An 18,457-nucleotide genomic window follows, 5' to 3' on the forward strand; every position below is an offset into this window, starting at 1 on the left:
GCGAGCGGGGCTTTCGATTGAGGGTGAGGGAATGGATCTCGATCTGTCGAGGCGAGGACAGTTTGCTTTGGTTCTGGCGACCGTGCGAAGGACGCAGTCACTTCCCGGAGGTCAAATTCGCGGTCTGCCGAATGGGCGTGTGGTCAGCGGTTTGACGGGGTTTCATCTGTTCGCTTGCCAGCTTGCAGAAGCCGAGAAGGAGGATCAGCAGGGGCGGACACACCAATCGTTGGATCAGGTGAATCAACTGAGAAACGAGTTCAGCGTGACCGCTAGTCGATGGCAATCCTCGGTAGGCGGATTGTTGCAAGGCATCCGGTCAGGTCAGGACGTGAAGAACCTGGAACGTCTCAAGCAAATGAAAGCTGCCCAGGTAGAAATGGGGCGTTTGATCGACGCCGCTCAAAAGGCATTCAAAGACTTGATCGCGAATTTGAGCAATGCGGGGGCTCAATCCGACAAACGGCCAGAAGAAGACGCGGGATGATTGGCGAGCTGTTTGGCATGCTTGCGAGCGACTTCGGGGTGTTGCTCAATGACGTTTGGGCTTTCGGTCGGGTTGGTGCGATGATCGTAAAGTTCTTCCGCGATGATTTGATTGTCCTGGATCGATCGCCACTGGGTGTATCGCCAATCGGCCGTGCGGACGGAGTAGCCCCACGCGATCCACTTTTCGCGAGGTGCGTAAAACGGATGCTGGTGCTGGGTGAAGGCGGCGGTCTTCAGCATTTGGTTTGGGGTCGTGAGCAGCGACGAGAGGTCGGATCCTTCCAAGTTCTCGGGGAGGTCGTCAGCGATGCCCGCGAGAGATGCAAGGGTGGGGTAGAGATCAACCAATTCGGTCAGGCAATTGGTTCGCTGGCCCGTCTGGTCGGTGCGTGGATCCGCGATGATCAGAGGAACTCTGGCGTCGAGCTCGAAGTTGCTGGTCTTGCCCCACAACGTTTTTTCGCCGATGTGGAATCCGTGGTCCGAAACGAAAGCGACAAGTGTGTTGTCTTGCTGGCCGCTTACTTTGAGTGCATCCAAGATCAGCCCAACTTGGGCATCGAGGAAGCTGATCGAAGCGTAGTACCCATGGCGAAGATGTCGTTTCAGTTCCGGTGACAATTCGGCTTGCTTGGGGACCCCATCGTACCCGTGAAGTTCCCGCGAAATGTGCATCGCGATGTCGGGGACATCGAGCGGTTTGGATTCGAGTTCGGGAGCGGTGATTTGCTCCGGATCGTAGAGGTCCCAGTACTTCTTTGGTGCAACGAAGGGCAAATGAGGACGCCAGAATCCGACGCCCAAGAAGAACGGGGCAGAGTCGCGGGGGTAGTCGCGAATCACGGAGGCGGCCAAACGAGCGATCTGCCCGTCGCGATAGGCGGTGTCGGGCACGTCGAGCGCTTCCGTCACCGGTGCCTTCTTGATCTTGCGAACACGCAAGGCGACGGGTGTGTTGGAGTGCACGGTGTCGGCGGCATGCGTTCCTGCGTGGAAGGCTTCGTCCATCGACCATGATTGGCGGTCTTGGGTGTCGCCCATGTTGTGAAAGATCTTGCCAATGTCTTGGCAGAAGTAGCCATGGTTCTTGAAGTGTTGCGGCAGCGTGACCAGCGAGGCGCCGTTGGGAGCGGTCTCGCGAAAACTTTTGCGTAGGTCATCGACGCCCACTGTGTCAGGACGCAGTCCGGTCAAGAACGAGGAACGCGAGGGATTGCAGACGGCTTGTTGGCAGTAGGTTCGATCGAACACCAGCCCGCGTTCCGCGAGTGCATCCAGGTGGGGCGTGATCGCATTGGGGTCGCCATAGGGGCCGATCGCACAATTCAGGTCATCGGCGATGATCAGCAAGACGTTGGGGCGTTCTTCGCCGAGAGCTGGGCGGATGAAGAACAGTGCGAGGGCGAGTGCGCCGACCCGTTTGGCTGTTTCAGCGATGCGATTGGAAGCGAGTTTTTGGCGGAACGAAAGCAACCTGGTCACCTGGGCAATCGGGAGTCAAATGTGGGGCATGGGAGTTTGTCCACAAGTGTAGCTGAACCGTTTGGGAGACGTTGTCACCGGTCAGTGGGCGATGGCAGTTCGACTGCCGGAGCAGCGCCGAAGCGGCTTGATCCGGCCTACCAGCGAAGATGGACGAATGAATTCGTCAGATGCTTTTGGGGGCCAGTGCGGCGATGGCCATCCCGGTCAGCAAACCACCGACGTGGGCACCGTTGGCGATGCCCTGAATCAGCGGCGTCATGCAGGCGAACATGAAGCCGAGCATCAGGTAGACATTGAACGGAGGGATGCCAACAGGATAGGACGGTTGGAACTTGGGCCGAATCCAGATGAATCCGAAGACCCCGAACACGGCACCGGATGCTCCGATTGCCATGGGGCCTTCCAGCCAATCGGGCAGGACGACTTGAACGATCGTTCCGACGAGATGAGAAATCAGCAGCAGTCCCGCGATGAACAGCGAGCCGTGCAAACGTTCGACGACACTGCCCAGCGTGAACAGGGCCATCATGTTGAAGACCAGGTGCATGGGCGAACCGTGCAAGAATGCGGGGGTGATCAGTCGCCAGACCTCCCCCTTCTTGATTGATACCCACGGGTCATCTGTTTTTTTGTAGTCGACCTCCCCGGCCAGGGTCAGGCCGAAGAACAGTTTCTGTTCGAATGAAAAATAGTCGCCCTGTTCCCAACCTTCCATTGTCATTTGGTCGGGAAGGTTGCGAAGCGGTTTGGGCTGGGCAAAGTTGGTGGCGTAACTGATCACGCCACAAATCACGATCATGCCGATGACGACGGGGATGTTGCCGGACATGGCGGTTCGCCCTCCGAACGCCCCCGATGAACTCCGCAGCTTTTGCTGCGACTTCTTTTGCAATGCGAGCTTGCGCTGCTTTTCCGCCTCGTCTTCTTTGCGCAAGCGAGCGGCTTCGGCGGAAACGTTGAATTTGGCTGCACCGGGCGACTGTTTGAACTCTTCCATGGCTTCTCGGGCCGCCGCGACATCTTTCTCGTCGCGGATCCAGATATCATGGGAGTTTTCGTCGTGGTCGACTTTCGCAGGAATTCTCTGAGTCTGCAGGAAGTCGTTGAATTGGTCCGCCAATTTGGGATCGGAAAAATTGCCGATTCGCCGCATATCAATCTTTCTTGTTCGAAACGAAAATGACTTCCATGTTCTACGTTGATCTCGCGGAATTTGCACGGGTGGGGGCGCGACGCAGCGGGCTGCATCTTGCGTCGTCCTGTCGCCAAACACGCGGGCTGGCGTGGGGGATTGGCTTGCTGGCGAGCCTGGTCGTCAGTTCACCTGCCTTGGCCGATGAGTTTCCTGCGCCGATCAACACAGAACCTCTCGCAGAATTGGACGCCGATGGCAAGCTCGCAGGTCCACCCCTGCTGTCGCCTCAGGAGGCCGCTGACGCGATCGAGATGCCAGAGGGATTTTCGGCGACCATCTTCGCGAGCGAACCAGACGTCCAGAATCCGATCGATTTGGCGTGGGACCGGAAAGGGCAGCTGTGGGTCGCGGAGAACTACACGTATGGACAGCGTGGCGTGTCGTGGCGGGACGATCAACGCGATCGAGTTCTGGTCTTCAAGGATGAAAATCTAGACGGGGTCGCGGATTCACGATCCGTGTTTTTAGACTCGGTGCAGCATTTGACCAGCGTCGAGGTGGGGCGAGGCGGTGTGTGGTTGATGTGCCCGCCACAACTGTTGTTCGTGCCGGATGCGGATGCGAACTCGGTTCCAGATTCGGCTCCTCGGGTCATCTTGGACGGGTTCACGATTGCAGAGCAGAACTATCACAACTTGGCCAACGGGTTGCGTTTTGGACCGGATGGCTGGCTGTACGGGCGTTGTGGTGGATCGTGCCCAGGGCGGATTGGAGTGCCGGGGACTCCTGATGGCGAGCGGACTGCGCTCGAGGGCGGCATCTGGCGGTACAACGTGGACACGCATCACTTCGAGGTCCTGTGTCACGGGACGACGAACCCCTGGGGACACGATTTTGATCGCAACGGCGAGTTGTTTTTCATCAACACCGTCAACGGTCATCTGTGGCATGGCATTCACGGGGCTCATCTTCACCGACCGTTCACTTTGGACCCGAACCCGAACGCTTATGAGTTGATTGATCAGCACGCTGACCACTATCACTTCGACACCTCCGGAAAATGGCAAGACTCACGTGACGGGGCCGCGAATGACTACGGGGGCGGGCACGCTCACGTGGGCATGATGATCTATCAAGAGTCGACTTGGCCGAAGGAATACCAAGAAGACCTGTACACGTTGAATTTTCATGGGCGTCGTGTGAATCGCGAACGATTGGAACCTCAAGGAACCGGCTATGTCGGCAAGCACGAGAAGGACATTTTCCTGAGCGACGACGTTTGGTTCCGCGGGATGGAGCTGTCCGCGGGTCCGGATGGCAACGTGATTGTTTTGGATTGGGCGGACTTGGGCGAGTGCCATGAGCACTCGGGAGTTCACCGGTCGAGTGGCCGCGTTTTCCAAATTCGCTATGAAGCGGGAACTCCGGACGACGTGGCTGATCGGCTTGCAAAGCTGAACGAACCCGGAATCAACGTTGAGCAAACGATCGCATTTCAATTGGCGGGCGATCGTTGGTTTTCGCATCAGTCTCGATTGCAAATCGCGGAAGCCGCTGCCGGAGGTGCCGACGCCAGCGAACTGAACGCGGCGTTGTTGAAACAATTCAAAGATGTCGAGGGAACCAATCCGCAACAACGCTTGCGGATGTTATGGACGCTGAACGTTTCTGGCGGTTTGTCTCGCAAGGTTTTGTTCGAAGGTGTCGCTGATCCGTCGCCGCACGTTCGCTCATGGTGCTTTCGCTTGATGACGCAACATTGGCCGATCGACGATGTGTTCGGGCCAACTTCGGCGAGTGTGGCAGCGGAGGAGAAGGTGTACGACGAGTACCGTGCTTATTCGAGCGATTTTCTGAAGCATGCGGAGGCCGATGTTGCTTCGGTGCGATTGACGCTCTCGTCGATTCTGCAGCGATTGCCGTTGGGTTTGCGAGGTGAGTTGGCGGATTTCTTGACGGAGTTGGATTCTGGCATCGAGGACGCGGACGATCACAACCAGGGAATGATGATCTGGTACGGGTTGATGGCGTGCGCGGACGAGCACCCCGATGAGTTGCTTGTTGGCGGGGAGCAATGCCAGATTCCAACCACCACACGACTGATTTCGCGAGCGTTGGCCGAACGAGGCGACCAGCACCCGAAGGTGTTTGCGAGTTTAGTGACGTCGGTGACACGACGCCTGCGCGGCGATCATGATTTGGATGGCAAAGCCAACGTGGCGTGCGCGGATGCGTTCTTGGAAGGTGTGTCAGCTGGAATTGTGGGAGTGCGAAAGGCGGAGCGTCCGGAAGACTGGGGCGATTTCCAAGCGGTGTTGGCGGCTCATGAGGACTTGCAGACCAAACACGCGGAAACCCTTCGCAAGTTGAACACGTTGTTCGGCGAAGGCCAAAGCGTTGGTGAGATGGCGGCGGTCGCTGGCGATGGTGACGCGGATATTCTGGAGCGATTGGCCGCGGTTCGGGGGCTGATTGAATCGAGGGGGGCGGACGATGCCATTCCCGATTCCTACATCGTTCGGTTGGCAATGCCTTTGATCAAGGATCCACGCGTCAACGCGAAATTGGCTCCCGCGTTGTCAACGATTGAGATGCCAGCGGTGGGAAGTTTGTTGCTTGACAACCTGAATCGGTTTCGAGCCCCGCGCCGTTCTGGCGTGGTGGGGTTGCTGTGTTCCCGAGCCGTTTTCGCGGACGTGTTGTTGACGGCGATTGAGCAGAAGAAGCGTCCCAAAGAGGTGCTGACCGCCTCGCATGTGCGAACCATTTTGTCGCTGGAGGACAATGATTTGACCGAGCGTGTTGAAAGCGTGTGGGGGCGAATCAAGGACACGCCTGACGATCGGAAGCAGGAGATCGAGCATTGGACGCAATCCTTGACACGCGAGCGGTTGGCCAAGGCGGATGCTTCGGCCGGGCGGGCCTTGTTTCAGTCCGCGTGTGCGAATTGCCATCAACTGTTTGGAACGGGCGGCAAGGTGGGGCCGGATTTGACAGGGGCTCAGCGGAGCGATCTTGGTTACTTGTTGCATAACATCATCGACCCGGACTCCGTCGTGGGGGCGGACTACCGAGCGACAAAAATCGTGACGGCCGATGGGCGATTGTTGGTGGGCTTGGTCACACAGCGGACCCGGCAGACCACCACGATTGTCGCCGCGGATCAGACCTGGGTGTTGGCAAACGACGACATTGATTTGGAGGCCGTGACCGAGCAATCACCGATGCCTAGCGGTTTGCTGCAACCGATGACGGAGCAGCAAGTGGTTGACTTGATCGGGTACCTGCAGAGTCCAACCCAGGTGGCGTTGCCGGACGAGAGGTAGGTTCCCGTCGTAGCGAAAGTCGTCAAGACTTTCGGTTTTCCCGCAATCAACGAAACTCTCGACGAGTTTCGCTACCCTTGGATTGAGCAATCAACGAAACTCTTGACGAGTTTCGCTACCTCGGATTGAGTTGAACAGATCACTCGTTTTCAAACTCGGTGTCGCTGAGTTCGAAAACGACTTGTACCGACGCGGAAAGTGTCATCAGGCCAGCTTCGATGGAGCTGCCCGATGATTCGGTTCCAAACAACTGCATGCTGTTGCTGAATGGATCGGAGCCTCGGGAGGTTTCCTGAACGCTTAGCACGCGAGCGACCTTGGCATCGAGGGCCCCGGCCATGTCGTTGGCCTTTTCGCGAGCGGCAGCAATCGCTTTGATTCGAGCGGCGCGGCGATGTTGGACTTGATCGGAGTTCAGCCACTGGATCCCAGCGATGGAGTTGACTCCGCGTTCCAGGATGCCGGTGTAGACCGTTTCAAACTGCTTGATGTTTCGGACCATGATCGTCAGTTGGCGGCTGGCGGAAAATCCGATGGGTTGGTTCTGCTGCAACTCATCGCGAACACTCGGCTGGGGAGCTTCGGTTTGGGTCGCTCGTTGTGGTGTCGAGTCACCAAAAAGATCGCCGAGTCCTTGGGATGCCTGCATCGATGAACTTTGTTTCGAATACTGACCCTTTTGACTTTGTGGGTAGATCGGTGAAAGGACAATCGATTCTGTCCGAATGTCCTTGGCTTCGATCCCTTGGTCCTTCAGAAACTGCACGACTTGAGCGATCTGCTCTGAGGTCTTTTGGGCCGCGTCGGTGACCTTTTCTTCACGTGATTCAATCGCGAAACGAAGGGTGACACTGTCGGGGGCGACCTTGGAGTCAGCCGTTGCTTGCACAGTCAGCTTGGACCGAGTGTCGACACCATCGGCGGCGCAAGCAGATCCAGGGTACGACAGCACGGAGGCACTGATGGCAGCAGCAAGCAGGCTTGATTGGCAGGCGATGCGTTTCAACACGTTGGGCTCCATTGATTCGGGAAACAGAAGGAGCCCGTCATTCTATGGCGTGACAGAAGGAAGAGGGGCAAAACGGCACGGTATCGTCCGACGCGGTGTTCGGCAGGTCGCTGCAGAGTAGAACATTTGTCCCCAAATGTTTGCGTGTTTGGTTCGATGTCGTTGAGCAGCGTGACGCGAATGGTGGCTGTCGTCTGGGGGTCGCCCCGGATGGGGCCGGCGTGGAATCTTGGGGAGTCCCTCGCTCACGCGTCGGGTTGTGATGGGGGGCTTGGCCGACTCGGACAGGCAAGAGTACCCATCCTACATGCGTTGAAACGTCGTTGAGAACCGAGTCGTCAAGCCGTCACCATTGACGCCCTGGTTGCTCATTTGGCGGCGGTTTGAAGCTCGCGCGCGAACTGTTGCACGACCGGTCGTTGGGTCAGACGCGGGTTGATGTGCGGTCGTTTTTCCAAGAGCCACGCTTGGGCTTGGTCGGGTGTCATGCCTTTGTGAGCGATCAGCCAGCAGATCGCGATCGTGGCGCTGCGAGCCCGTCCGGCTTTGCAGTGGATGTAGACCGCTTTGCCGTTTTCAACATGACGCTGAATGAAGGCGACTCCGGTCGTGACGTCTTGCAGGCTGGGGTGAGTGAAGTCCGTGATCGGCAGGTGCAGTTGTTCGATGCCGTGCTTGGCATACTCCTCGACCGGGCCGCAGTATTCCTCGCAAGTGTTGACGACTCCGCCAACGTTGAGCTTTGCCAGTTCCGCGACATCGCGAGCGAATGGGCGAGCGCCGACAATCACCAAGGGATCGATCCAGTCGAACCAATTGCGAACCTTGAGGACCCGTCCGAGCAGCATGTTCCACCACAGCGTCGGGAGGAACACGACGCGGGCGTACAGGCGTCTCAGCCATCCGGATTGAGTGGGCCCACTCACGCCGTGTGGATCGCTCGGTCGTCGATGGCCATCGCGGCTTCGTGCACCGCTTCGGACAACGTCGGGTGAGCGTGGCAAGTGTGCACGATGTCTTCGCTGCTGGCACCAAATTCCATGGCCGCAGCGGCTTCGGCGATCATGTCACCGGCACGCGGGCCGATGATGTGCACGCCGAGGACTCGGTCTGTCGTGGCGTCCGCCAGGACTTTGACGCGGCCGTCAATGTCACCCAGCGTCCGGGCGCGTCCGTTGGCACCCAGAGGGCAAACACCCTTTTTGTAGTCGATGCCGGCTTCCTTGAGTTCTTCTTCGGTTTTGCCGACCATCGCGATTTCGGGATGGGTGAAGACGATCGCGGGGATGACTTCGTAGTTCATTTCCGAAGCGATCCCGGCCATCTGTTCGACGCAGACGACGCCTTCTTCCATCGCTTTGTGAGCCAGCATGGCGCCTCCGATGCAATCGCCGATGGCGTAGATGCCAGGAACGGAGGTTTCGAACTGATGGTTGACTTGGATGAAGCCACGCTCATCTAATTTCACGCCCGCGTTTTCGAGTCCCAGATTCTTGGTCGCGGGAGCACGCCCGGTCGCGAGCAGGACTCGGTCGCAGCGAATCGGATCGCCGTCTTTGATTTCAACGACACAGGGTTTCTTGTCGCCCGGGTTGGGATCCACTTTGGCGGAGGCGACAAAGGTTCCGGTGCGAATGTCCATGCCTTGTTTTTTGAAGCTGCGATGAGCCAAGGTGGCCATCTCTTTATCGAGCCCTGGCATGATTCGGTCAAAGGCTTCCAAGACAACGACGTGGCTGCCCAGGCGATTCCAAACGCTGCCGAGTTCCAGGCCGATGTAACCGCCGCCGATGACGACCAATTCTTCTGGGACTTCGGGGTAGGAGAGTGCAGCGGTGCTGTTGCCAACGAGATCGCCGTCTTCTTCCACGAACGGCAGTTGGGCAGGCACGCTGCCGGGGCAGAGCATGATTTGATCGGCCGAGACCAAGGTCGGTTGATCGTCGGCGGCCCCTTCGCTGGGCGTGATCTCGACGGTTTCTGCGTCGCGAAGGATGCCTCGGCCGTGGTAAGCGGTCACGCCACGGCGGTTGAAGAGCATGTCGATGCCACCGGTCAGCGACTCGACGATTTTCTCTTTGCGTTTCATCATCACGCTGAGGTCCAACTCCAGCTTGCCGACGTTCAGACCATGGTCAGCAAATTTGTGTTGGGCTTCTTCGTACAAGTGGCTGGATTCCAGCAGTGCTTTGCTGGGGATGCAGCCGACTCGGACACAAGTCCCGCCGAAGCGAGGGTTGTCGTCGATGCAGGCAACGTCGATGCCCAGTTGAGCAGCGCGAATGGCAGCGACGTAACCGGCTGGGCCACCGCCCAAAATGACGAGTTCGTGACGAGCCGTTTTCATAGCAATTGAGTTGGAGTGCGGGTCGAGAATCGTGACAAATCAAGATGAATTGTCAGATACGCCAAGCAGTTTGTCGACCGGAGCGCCGTTGCTTTGCAGAGACAAAGGGCTGTCCGCGTCGGTCGGTCAGGAACCAGTTGGGCCAAGCATCAGGATCTTGCCCGTGAGGCTCACTGACTGGCGATTTTGCCGTCCATCGCAATGGTGTCCGCGAAATCGTACGGGTGGAAGACACGGCCGATGCGTTCGGCGAGCATCTGCAAGTACAGCTTGCGGAACTTGGATTCCGTGGTTTCGCTGGTGTACTGTCCCGCGGTCGCAGGGAACATGAATTCATCGATTTCTTTGCGGAAGACGACGGCTTCGGTTTCAACGTCCAGAACCGTCAACGTTACCGCTGCGGACCCGCGATACAGCGTTGCTCCTTCGCGGAGCTTCATGCCGGTCAGTTCAATGGCCAGGACCTTGTCCGCTTCGACCCCCTTGCCGATGTCGAGGAAGTCCGAGTTTTCCCAGCCGTGTGTGTCGCGAAACTCTTGGATTTCGTCTTCGCGAACCAAGCGGATGTCTTTGATTTTGTTCAGCAGGATGTCGCTGACTTTACGTGACAGGGTTCGGGCGGCGATGTCTTCGCTGTATTGGCTGCGATCGGTGAAGGTCACCACAGCAACCTTGGAATCCTTGAGCAGCTCACATTCCGCGGGCACTTGGTCCGCCCCGACGGCGTGCATCAGATTGGCCATCAGCCCCAAGCAACCGGTTTGGGTGGTCAGGAGCAATCCGGAAATCAGCAACGATGAAACGGTGCAAATGAGAGCGGTGGATCGAGCTGGCATAGTGAACGTCAAAGGGCAAGCGGCTAGGAAGACGACCTGATGCTTGGTCGTAGGCACTGCCGCCATTTCGACGCCACCCCAATCTGATCTGGTTCGTCAAATGCGTCCGGAATTCCGATTGGAGTGCTCGCTTTCCGACCGCTTCCCATGCTCGGCCCCCTCCCTTGCGTACGCCTGAACGGCGTCGCTCGACATCTGTCCCAAAGTTCGTTTCGGGGGAGGTTCTCAGCTGCAGAAACCCAGCACCAGAAAACTGCACGACCTCTTCGCGGGCGGGGGTCTCGAGATGTGACGAGCTCGGCGTTTAGAAACCACACGACCTCGTTGCGGGCGAAACTCACCAACATCGCCCCAGATGGGGCTGTCGTGGGGATAGCGAAGTCGTTCTTCGCTGACGCGTCGGGGTTTCTTTTTCAATGATCGACGGCTGGGAGCCCATCGGACGGGGGCGTGAGGGCCTGGAAGGTTGCCAGGACGTGGTCGCTAAAGGATGGCCGGGGCGACGAGCAATTCGCGTTCGATTTGGAACAGCGTGACCTGCCAGTCAGCGGATTCGTCATCCTTGGTTGGGTGCCATTCCATTTCGATTTGGATCACGCCAGAGAACGATCCAGTGGGGTCGCGCCAGTACGTGTCAACCTTTTCGCGGCCGTACTTTTGGAACACGCGAGGGCGGCGATCAAGTTCCCATTGGATGTCCGGGCCGACCTTTTGAACGTCGGCGTAGGCGCCACCACGGAAGTTGTCGAGTTGCTCTTGGGCGGATTGGTCGAGCTCGTAGGCTGCGTCCAGCTTCATCGTGGAGACTTGGCGGTTGGGGGCTGACTTTTGCAGTTCCAGTGCCAAGGCTTCTTCGCCGTTCGCGGCCAATTCCAGGTATTCCTGGGCGAAGTAGACGGCTTGGTCGCCAAGGGTGCGGTATTTCAGATAGTGGACAAAGAAGCCGGTCGCCCCAAACAGGCAGGCCAGGACGAGACCGATTCTGGCAACCGTGGTTCCGACGGGTTTGGCGGCCCCGGAGTGCTTTCGCAATGCGAACAAGCAGAATGCGATCGCCAGGACGGGCAGCACCAGCATTGGTTTGCCAACGGCTGCGGTGAAACTGGCGATTGCGATGAAGAAGCCGATGAACGCACTGATGCGAACGGGAGCGACATCTTCAACGACAACCGCTTCGTAGCCTGCTTCCGCTCCCATTCTGGGAACATCTTTTTCGCGATTGGCGGCAGTCGCTTTGGCGGCACCGCCCAAAAACAACGACTTGGACGATTCAGGCTGGTTCATTTCGGCGTGGATACGAAAAGAGGACCGCGGGAAGAGATGGACCCGGGCTGTTACGCAGCTCGTCGCGTTTGGGTTTGCACTGCGTGAGAATTCTTTTCCGGTGCTTCGTCGGCGGCTTGGAACAGCTTGGATCGCAGGAGTTCAGCCGCTCGGGCGGACGCTCCCGGGCTCGCGTGTTTTTCCCGCAATTGCTGCAGGTCGCGTCGGGTTTTTGCGTAGTAGAAGCTGTCCTGCAGCATCGCTCGCATGGTTTCGGTCAAGAAATCGACCGCGGGAGCTGGGTCGCCCACCGAGATGAATTCGGGATACAGCTTTCGCCCGGCCATCAGGTTGGGGAGTGTGACGCTGTCGATCTTCAAGACGCGTTTGCCGACCGCATGCAGCACTCGCCCGACTCGGTAGATCACCGCCGCGGGTGTTTCGCGAGCCAGCAGTTCGAGGCTGACGCTGCCGCTGACCATCATCGCGCAGTGAGCTGCTTCGATGATTTCCGAGGTGCAGTCCACGTAAAAGTCAATCGGCAGGTCGGTGTCATTTTCGGTGAGTTGTTCACGGCACCAGAGACATTGTTTGTCTCGGTAGGCAGCGACAGCGAATCGCACGTTCTCACCCGTTTCGCTCAATTCACGGTGCAGGCGACGGATGGTCTCGAGCTGGATCGGGAAATTCGAGCGGACTTCGTGATCGCGAGATCCTGGCAGGACAGCAACAATTCGCTCGCCTGATTGAGTTTGCTGGTGGAAGCGTCGCATCACCGCGGTGTCGAGTTGCTGTTCCTCGACGGCGTCGAAGAACGGATGCCCAACCAGGCTGACGGGAATGGCGTGCTGGTTGAAGAACGACTCTTCGACCGGCAGCACTGCGACGACATGATCGACCGTGCGTTTCATTTTGCGGACTCGCCATGCACCCCAGGCCCACAGTTGCGGCGGGCAATAGTAGTGGACGGGAATGCCGTACTTCTTGGCTCGTTTAGCGATGTGCCAATTGAAGCCGGGGAAGTCGACCAGGACGACCGAGTCCACGGAACCGGACCGAAAGATGGCCTCGGCTTGGTCAGCAAACCGGAAGAATTCGCGGATTTTGGGCAGCACTTCCACAATTCCGACGACAGCGTGCCGGGTCAGGTCCAGGTCAACGCGACAACCGGCGGCCAGCATGGATGGGCCGCCAAAACCGCGGCAGATGATTCGTTCGTCGTTTTGGATCGTGAGCCCACCTGGATTCGTCAATTGGCGAATCAGTCGAGCGGCGTGTTGGTCGCCGCTCGGTTCTCCGACGGAAAAAAAGATGGTCTTGGTCACGTGTGACGGTCCCCGGCGATCGTGGAGCAAAGTTCAGGATGGGGGTATAGAAAATCGCCCTTCTGTAACGCAAGTTCGATCCGCTCTTGCCACTCCGCGACGCCGGCGATACGCTTCGAAATGTTGAACAGGATGTTTCACACCGTAGTGGTCAAGGATGCCGATTCGGATGCGAAAAAACAGACCTCATGAGGCGGGCAGCCTTGCTGCAACGCAACCGCCGGCGCCTCTCTTTGGCTCCGAAACGGATGAACGCTCTGCTGACGGGGCGACCATTCCGATGCCGCTCCACGAGTCGGCGTCGAGTGATTCCAACAATTCCCCGTCTGGCGAATCCCTGTTCACGGCCGGGGAGGCTCCCTCCCAGCAGAATCGCAGCGACGGGCAGGAATACTCCGCCGAAAAAGCTGCGGCAAAGTGGTCCAGCCGAAAGCGTCGCTTCCGCACTGACTCCGGAGTTTGGCGTTTGGCACCGCGAGGGAAGTTCCCCAAGCTGACATCGATTCAGGGCAAGCTGCTCACTGGAACACTGGTTTTGGTCGCTTTGGTGATCACGCTGGGCGGTGTGGGGATTCTGGGGCTGTATCAATATCGAAACTTGGCCGACGCGATCAGTTCGCGAGCGAAAGAGTTGCCGATGGCAACACAAATGGCCCAAGCCGCGGCGAAGGCTCGGGACAGCAACACGCGGCTGTGCCAGATGCGAGCCCAAGCGACGATGATCAACGCATTTGGAATGCCGCACTCCGATCTGCAGTTGGAGAACGAGACATTCCGGGAAACGATCAGCGAACTCGATCGCGCCCTCGAAACCTACGCGACGATGGTGAAGGTGAAGGTCGAGCAACCGCAGGATGTGGAAGCCGGTGCCACGTTGATCAATCCGGAAACGCAGCACGCGTCGTTGGGCACCGTTCGCGAAATTCTCAATGAGATTCGAGACAACCAGCACAATTTGGATTACCTGGTCATTGACCGGCAAACCAGCCGCAACAAGCTCGATGAACGACTGGAAAGCTTGGTTGGCGAAACTCGCGCTCACTTGGTTTTGATTCACAGCCAAATGGCGGCGTTCAGCGACCACGTGAAGAGCCGCTATCGACTCGGCATTGGCGTCGCTTGGATTGCCTTCGCTGCCGCGATGGTGATTGCCGGGGTGATGGTTTGGATCTTTCAGACCAGTGTGCTGGCACCGTTCAATAACTTGGTCATCGGGGCACGCCTGGTCGCTCGCGGCCAGTTCGAGCATCGAATCGACCTGGGCACCGGGGACGAGCTGGGGGAACTTGCCGTGATATTAAATGAGATGACAGATCGCTTTCAAAATAGCTTGGCCCACATCGAAAAGATGTGCGATGAACTGGACCAAGAGGTCAAGGTTCGCTCACAAGAAGTGATTCGCAACGAGCAACTTGCTGGGGTCGGTTTCTTGGCCGCCGGTTTTGCGCATGAAATCAACAACCCGATGGCGGCGATCGCTTGGAGTGCCGAGGCGATTGAGTCACGCATGAATGACTTGATGATGTTGCCCGACGATGAGCGTTTGCTTGATGGCGAGATGACCGAAAACTGGCGTGAGAACTTGCAACGCATCGAAGGCGAAGCGTTCCGGTGCAAGTCGATCATCGAAAAGATGCTGTTGTTCAGTCGGATGGGACAAGTCGAGAAAACCGAATTTGACATCGTTCCCTTGGTCAACGACGTGATCGAAATGGTCGGGACGTTGGGCAAGTACAAATGCCAATCCGTCCGATTGTTCGGCGACGACTCGGCCACGGTGTATGCCAACGATCAGGAGATTCGCCAAGTCATTTTGAACTTGGTGACGAACGCCTTGGAAAGTGTTGATTGCGACGGCAGCGTCGACATCTTCATCAGCCAAGGTCTGAAAATGTCGAACGTTCGAGTCAAGGACACCGGGTGCGGGATGTCCGCCGAAGTCCAGGCTCACCTGTTTGAGCCGTTCTTCACCCGCCGTCGTGATGGCACCGGCACCGGATTGGGTCTCAGCATTTCGCACCGCATCGTTTGTCAGCACGGCGGTCAATTGGTCGCTCGCAGCGAAGGCGAGAACCATGGCAGCGAATTTGAATTGCGATTGCCTGTTGCCGCGATCACCGAAGAAGTCACCTCCCCCGCGTACGAAAGTTGGAAATTCCAAGATGCCCAGCAAACCCAAGCAGCCTAAGCCCGACGGCATGCACATTCTTTTCGCGGACGACGAGCCTCAATTGCAAAAGTTGATGGGCACGGAATTGCCGCGGATGGGATATCGCGTGACGGTGTGCCCGGACGGCGAAACCGCCGTTGAAGTGTTGTCCAAAGAACCGATCGATTGCTTGCTGGTCGACCTCGATATGCCGGGGATGAGCGGGATCGATGTGATTGCTCGCGCTCGCGAAATTCGACCTGAAATCGAAGCGGTTGTGATGACGGGCAAGCCCAGCCAGGAGACCGCGATCGAAGCACTTCGCCACGGCACGTTTGACTATTTGATGAAGCCCTGTCGATTGGCGGATATCTCTGCTTTGATGGGCCGCGTCAGCGAGCGCCGTGAGTGGAATCGATTGGTGGCCGCGCTGCGTCATCGGCTGCAGCGTGCCGAAGGTGATTCCAATTTGATTGGTGAGAATCAGTCGATGAATGCCGTCCGCAAGCTGATTGCGAAGGTCGCCCCCACTGAATCGACCGTTTTGATTCGTGGCGAAACCGGATGCGGAAAAGAATTGGTCGCTCGCGCGATCGCAGACGAAAGCCTTCGAAGTGAACAACCATTCGTTGCGATCAACTGCGGTGCGCTGCCAGAAACTTTGATTGAAAGCGAACTGTTTGGGCACGTCAAAGGTGCCTTCACGGGAGCGGACTCAGGACGGATGGGGTTGTTCGAAGTCGCCAGTGGCGGCACCCTGTTCTTGGATGAAGTTGGCGAGTTGCCTTTGGCGGTCCAAGCCAAGTTGCTTCGCGTGTTGGAAACGGGAGACATCCGCCGGCTCGGTGACAATCAGAGCATCAAGGTGGATGTCCGAGTGGTCTGCGCGACGCACCGTGATCTCGAAAAGATGGTCGGTGAGGGCTCGTTCCGCGAGGATTTGATGTTCCGCATCAACACGTTTGAGTTGCAGTTGCCGGCGCTCCGTGATCGCATTGACGATTTGCCGGCGTTGGCTGAGCACTTGCTGCGACGGCACCGTGCCGATGGCGGCGACGGTCAGCTGTTCACCGAGGCTGCGATGGCTGAATTGCAGGCTCATCAATGGCCGGGCAATGTTCGAGAGCTGGCCAACGTGATTGAGCACGCTTCGGTGCTGTGCGACGCCTTGCCAATCGACGTGGAGCATTTGCCGCAACACTTTGCCCGACGTCAGCTTCGTGCCGACCTGGCTGATTCTGCTCCGATGACGATGCGCGAGATTGAGCAGCTGGCGATTGAGCGTTCGATGACTCGTCACAGCGGCAACAAAAAGGCAGTCGCGGAAGAGTTGGGCGTCTCACTGAAGACGCTCTACAACAAATTGAACGCTGCTTCCGAAGCCGCCGAAGCGGCGTGACCTGAAGCCGGGGCGTTCTCACGGGCCTGGCGATTGCAAGTGAATTTGGTTGACACCGGCTGTTGAGGTTAAGATATTTGCGCTGCTGCAAAAATGGTTTTGCTGGCATCCTCACCGCAATCATCCCCTCGACGCCTGGTTTCCATGCATTTCGCTCTTAGAACCATTGCCATCGCCTGTTTGCTGTTCGCGTTTCAGCTGTTCCCGATTGGAATGAAGGCATCCGCCGATACACCACGTCCGAATGTTCTGATCGTCATGGCGGACGATTGCACGTACAACGACTTGCCAATGTACGGGGGCGAGAATGCGAAAACGCCTCACTTGGAAGAGCTCGCCAAACAGGGCCTGACGTTTGATCGAGCGTTCCTGGCTGAGGCGATTTGCCAGCCCTGTCGGGCGGAGCTGTACTCGGGGTTGTATCCGATGCGGAACGGTTGCAATTGGAACCACTCCGCCAGTCGCGGTGACATCGAGAGCATGCCGCAACATCTTTCGCGGCACGGGTATCGCGTGGGGTTGGCTGGCAAGGTTCATGTCTCACCTCAATCGGCGTTTCCGTTTGAGGCGGTGGATGGTTGCGACAAGAACTGCGTTCGCAATCCAACGCGACCGATGCAGCTTGACTCCATTCGTGAGTTCATGGATCGCGATGACGCTCGGCCGTTTTGCTTGGTCGTTGCCTTGGTTGAACCGCATGTGCCTTGGGTGATGGGTGACGCCAGTGCGTATCCGCCTGGAAAGCTGAAGTTGCCGCCCAACATTGGCGACACGCCGGAGACCCGGTCCGCGTTCGGTCGCTACTTGGCGGAGATCACTTACATGGATGGCCAGTTCGGGCAAATCATGAGTGAGCTGGATGCGGTTGGAAAAACGGATGAGACAATGGTGTTGTTCACCTCTGAACAAGGATCGCAGTTCCCCGGCAACAAATGGACGAACTACAACACGGGCGTGCACACTGGGTTGATCGTGAAGTGGCCCGGCGTCGTCGCGGCAGGAACGAGGACGGATGCCCTGGTTCAGTACGCAGATGTGTTGCCGACGTTGATGGACATCGCAGGGGCGGAGCCTCGTCCGGAGGCGTTTGATGGATCCAGCTTCGCCGGTGTGCTTCGCGGTGAGAGCGATGCCCATCGCGAATATGCTTATGGGACTCACAACAATGTGCCGGAGGGGCCTCCCTATCCCATTCGATCGATCACCGATGGTCGGTACCACTACATCCGCAATTTGCAGAACGAGAATCTGTACATCGAGAAGCACTTGATGGGTATCAAGGGCAAGGGCGAACTGAACAACAAGTACTGGCAGACGTGGGTGTACCAAAGCTTCGAACAGCCTGAGGTGTTGCGGCTGATTCAGCGATACCAGTTGCGCCCCGAACAAGAACTCTACGACCTAGCCAGCGACCCGTACGAGATGAACAACTTGATCGAGGATTCCAGTTTGACAGGCGTCCGTCAAGAACTCAGCGAAGAGCTGGACCGATGGATGAAATCGCAAGGGGATCCAGGGAGCGAGCAAGACACGGTCGAAACTCATCGAGCGGCCAAGAATGGCGAACATCGATTTGGTATTTAGACGAAGTTGGTTTGATGCGGCCCGCGATGAATGGGGCGTCTTGTTGGAAGTCGGGCGTTTGTGGGAGCCCGAGTGACTGTCGATTTGCTTTTGCCCGCCGGGTGCGGGGG

13 protein-coding genes are annotated in these 18,457 nt (G+C 57.7%); 5 read left to right on the top strand and 8 right to left on the bottom strand.

The window, feature by feature from the left end; all coding sequences use genetic code 11:
* The first annotated feature begins 31 nt into the window (after positions 1-31).
* The gene (locus UH5x_RS01795; protein ID WP_482634508.1) at positions 32-487 is read left to right on the top strand and encodes a hypothetical protein; all 456 of its coding nucleotides are present in this window, start codon (positions 32-34) and stop codon (positions 485-487) included.
* Here UH5x_RS01795 and UH5x_RS01800 read toward each other — a convergent pair.
* The gene (locus UH5x_RS01800) at positions 451-1,971 is read right to left on the bottom strand and encodes a sulfatase (protein ID WP_482634509.1); all 1,521 of its coding nucleotides are present in this window, start codon (positions 1,969-1,971) and stop codon (positions 451-453) included. The genes UH5x_RS01795 and UH5x_RS01800 overlap by 37 nt on opposite strands.
* Before the next feature lie 166 nt (positions 1,972-2,137).
* Positions 2,138-3,127, bottom strand: a complete 990-nt coding sequence (locus UH5x_RS01805) for a rhomboid family intramembrane serine protease (protein ID WP_482634510.1) — start codon at positions 3,125-3,127, stop codon at positions 2,138-2,140.
* Between the two features lie 26 nt (positions 3,128-3,153).
* Between UH5x_RS01805 and UH5x_RS01810 the strand changes: the two genes are divergently transcribed.
* Positions 3,154-6,435 (top strand): PVC-type heme-binding CxxCH protein, encoded by a 3,282-nt coding sequence (locus tag UH5x_RS01810; RefSeq protein WP_482634511.1) that lies wholly within the window; start codon positions 3,154-3,156, stop codon positions 6,433-6,435.
* Between the two features lie 139 nt (positions 6,436-6,574).
* Here UH5x_RS01810 and UH5x_RS01815 read toward each other — a convergent pair whose 3' ends face one another.
* The 6 genes from UH5x_RS01815 to lpxB form a co-directional block, all read right to left on the bottom strand.
* Positions 6,575-7,444 (bottom strand): SIMPL domain-containing protein, encoded by an 870-nt coding sequence (locus tag UH5x_RS01815; RefSeq protein WP_482634512.1) that lies wholly within the window; start codon positions 7,442-7,444, stop codon positions 6,575-6,577.
* Positions 7,445-7,812: 368 nt separating this feature from the next.
* Positions 7,813-8,370 (bottom strand): phosphatidylglycerophosphatase and protein-tyrosine phosphatase 1 family protein, encoded by a 558-nt coding sequence (locus tag UH5x_RS01820; RefSeq protein ID WP_236696516.1) that lies wholly within the window; start codon positions 8,368-8,370, stop codon positions 7,813-7,815.
* Positions 8,367-9,791 carry a dihydrolipoyl dehydrogenase gene (gene lpdA / locus UH5x_RS01825; protein ID WP_047816209.1) on the bottom strand — a complete coding sequence of 475 codons (1,425 nt, stop codon included), beginning with the start codon at positions 9,789-9,791 and terminating at the stop codon, positions 8,367-8,369. The genes UH5x_RS01820 and lpdA overlap by 4 nt, the downstream gene beginning before the upstream one ends.
* Before the next feature lie 170 nt (positions 9,792-9,961).
* Positions 9,962-10,693 (bottom strand): hypothetical protein, encoded by a 732-nt coding sequence (locus UH5x_RS01830; protein WP_047816208.1) that lies wholly within the window; start codon positions 10,691-10,693, stop codon positions 9,962-9,964.
* Positions 10,694-11,110: 417 nt separating this feature from the next.
* On the bottom strand, positions 11,111-11,911 hold the full coding sequence (locus UH5x_RS01835; RefSeq protein ID WP_047816207.1) for a protein-tyrosine phosphatase family protein: 801 nt from the start codon (positions 11,909-11,911) through the stop codon (positions 11,111-11,113).
* Between the two features lie 50 nt (positions 11,912-11,961).
* Complete coding sequence (gene lpxB / locus UH5x_RS01840) at positions 11,962-13,215, bottom strand: lipid-A-disaccharide synthase (RefSeq protein ID WP_482634513.1); 1,254 nt, start codon at positions 13,213-13,215, stop codon at positions 11,962-11,964.
* A 280-nt stretch (positions 13,216-13,495) separates the two neighbouring features.
* On the opposite strand from lpxB, the gene UH5x_RS01845 reads away from it, so the two are divergent.
* The 3 genes from UH5x_RS01845 to UH5x_RS01855 all read left to right on the top strand — a co-directional run bounded on the left by UH5x_RS01845 (position 13,496) and on the right by UH5x_RS01855 (position 18,347).
* Positions 13,496-15,403 carry a sensor histidine kinase gene (locus UH5x_RS01845; RefSeq protein WP_047816304.1) on the top strand — a complete coding sequence of 636 codons (1,908 nt, stop codon included), beginning with the start codon at positions 13,496-13,498 and terminating at the stop codon, positions 15,401-15,403.
* A 10-nt stretch (positions 15,404-15,413) separates the two neighbouring features.
* Positions 15,414-16,763 (top strand): sigma-54-dependent transcriptional regulator, encoded by a 1,350-nt coding sequence (locus tag UH5x_RS01850; protein WP_482636105.1) that lies wholly within the window; start codon positions 15,414-15,416, stop codon positions 16,761-16,763.
* A 144-nt stretch (positions 16,764-16,907) separates the two neighbouring features.
* Positions 16,908-18,347, top strand: coding sequence for a sulfatase-like hydrolase/transferase (locus UH5x_RS01855; RefSeq protein WP_482634514.1), 1,440 nt, complete (start codon positions 16,908-16,910; stop codon positions 18,345-18,347).
* Positions 18,348-18,457 lie beyond the last annotated feature (110 nt).

The sequence above is a fragment of the Rhodopirellula sp. UH5 genome, from assembly GCF_056839225.1.

Bases quoted from the DNA above. Each gene is read 5' to 3' on its own strand.
- UH5x_RS01805 (WP_482634510.1), bottom strand. From the start codon at position 3,127: ATGCGGCGAATCGGCAATTTTTCCGATCCCAAATTGGCGGACCAATTC.
- UH5x_RS01810 (WP_482634511.1), top strand. From the start codon at position 3,154: ATGACTTCCATGTTCTACGTTGATCTCGCGGAATTTGCACGGGTGGGG.
- UH5x_RS01830 (WP_047816208.1), bottom strand. From the start codon at position 10,693: ATGGCGGCAGTGCCTACGACCAAGCATCAGGTCGTCTTCCTAGCCGCT.
- lpdA (WP_047816209.1), bottom strand. From the start codon at position 9,791: ATGAAAACGGCTCGTCACGAACTCGTCATTTTGGGCGGTGGCCCAGCC.
- UH5x_RS01795 (WP_482634508.1), top strand. From the start codon at position 32: ATGGATCTCGATCTGTCGAGGCGAGGACAGTTTGCTTTGGTTCTGGCG.
- UH5x_RS01850 (WP_482636105.1), top strand. From the start codon at position 15,414: ATGCACATTCTTTTCGCGGACGACGAGCCTCAATTGCAAAAGTTGATG.
- UH5x_RS01845 (WP_047816304.1), top strand. From the start codon at position 13,496: ATGCCGCTCCACGAGTCGGCGTCGAGTGATTCCAACAATTCCCCGTCT.
- UH5x_RS01835 (WP_047816207.1), bottom strand. From the start codon at position 11,911: ATGAACCAGCCTGAATCGTCCAAGTCGTTGTTTTTGGGCGGTGCCGCC.
- UH5x_RS01855 (WP_482634514.1), top strand. From the start codon at position 16,908: ATGCATTTCGCTCTTAGAACCATTGCCATCGCCTGTTTGCTGTTCGCG.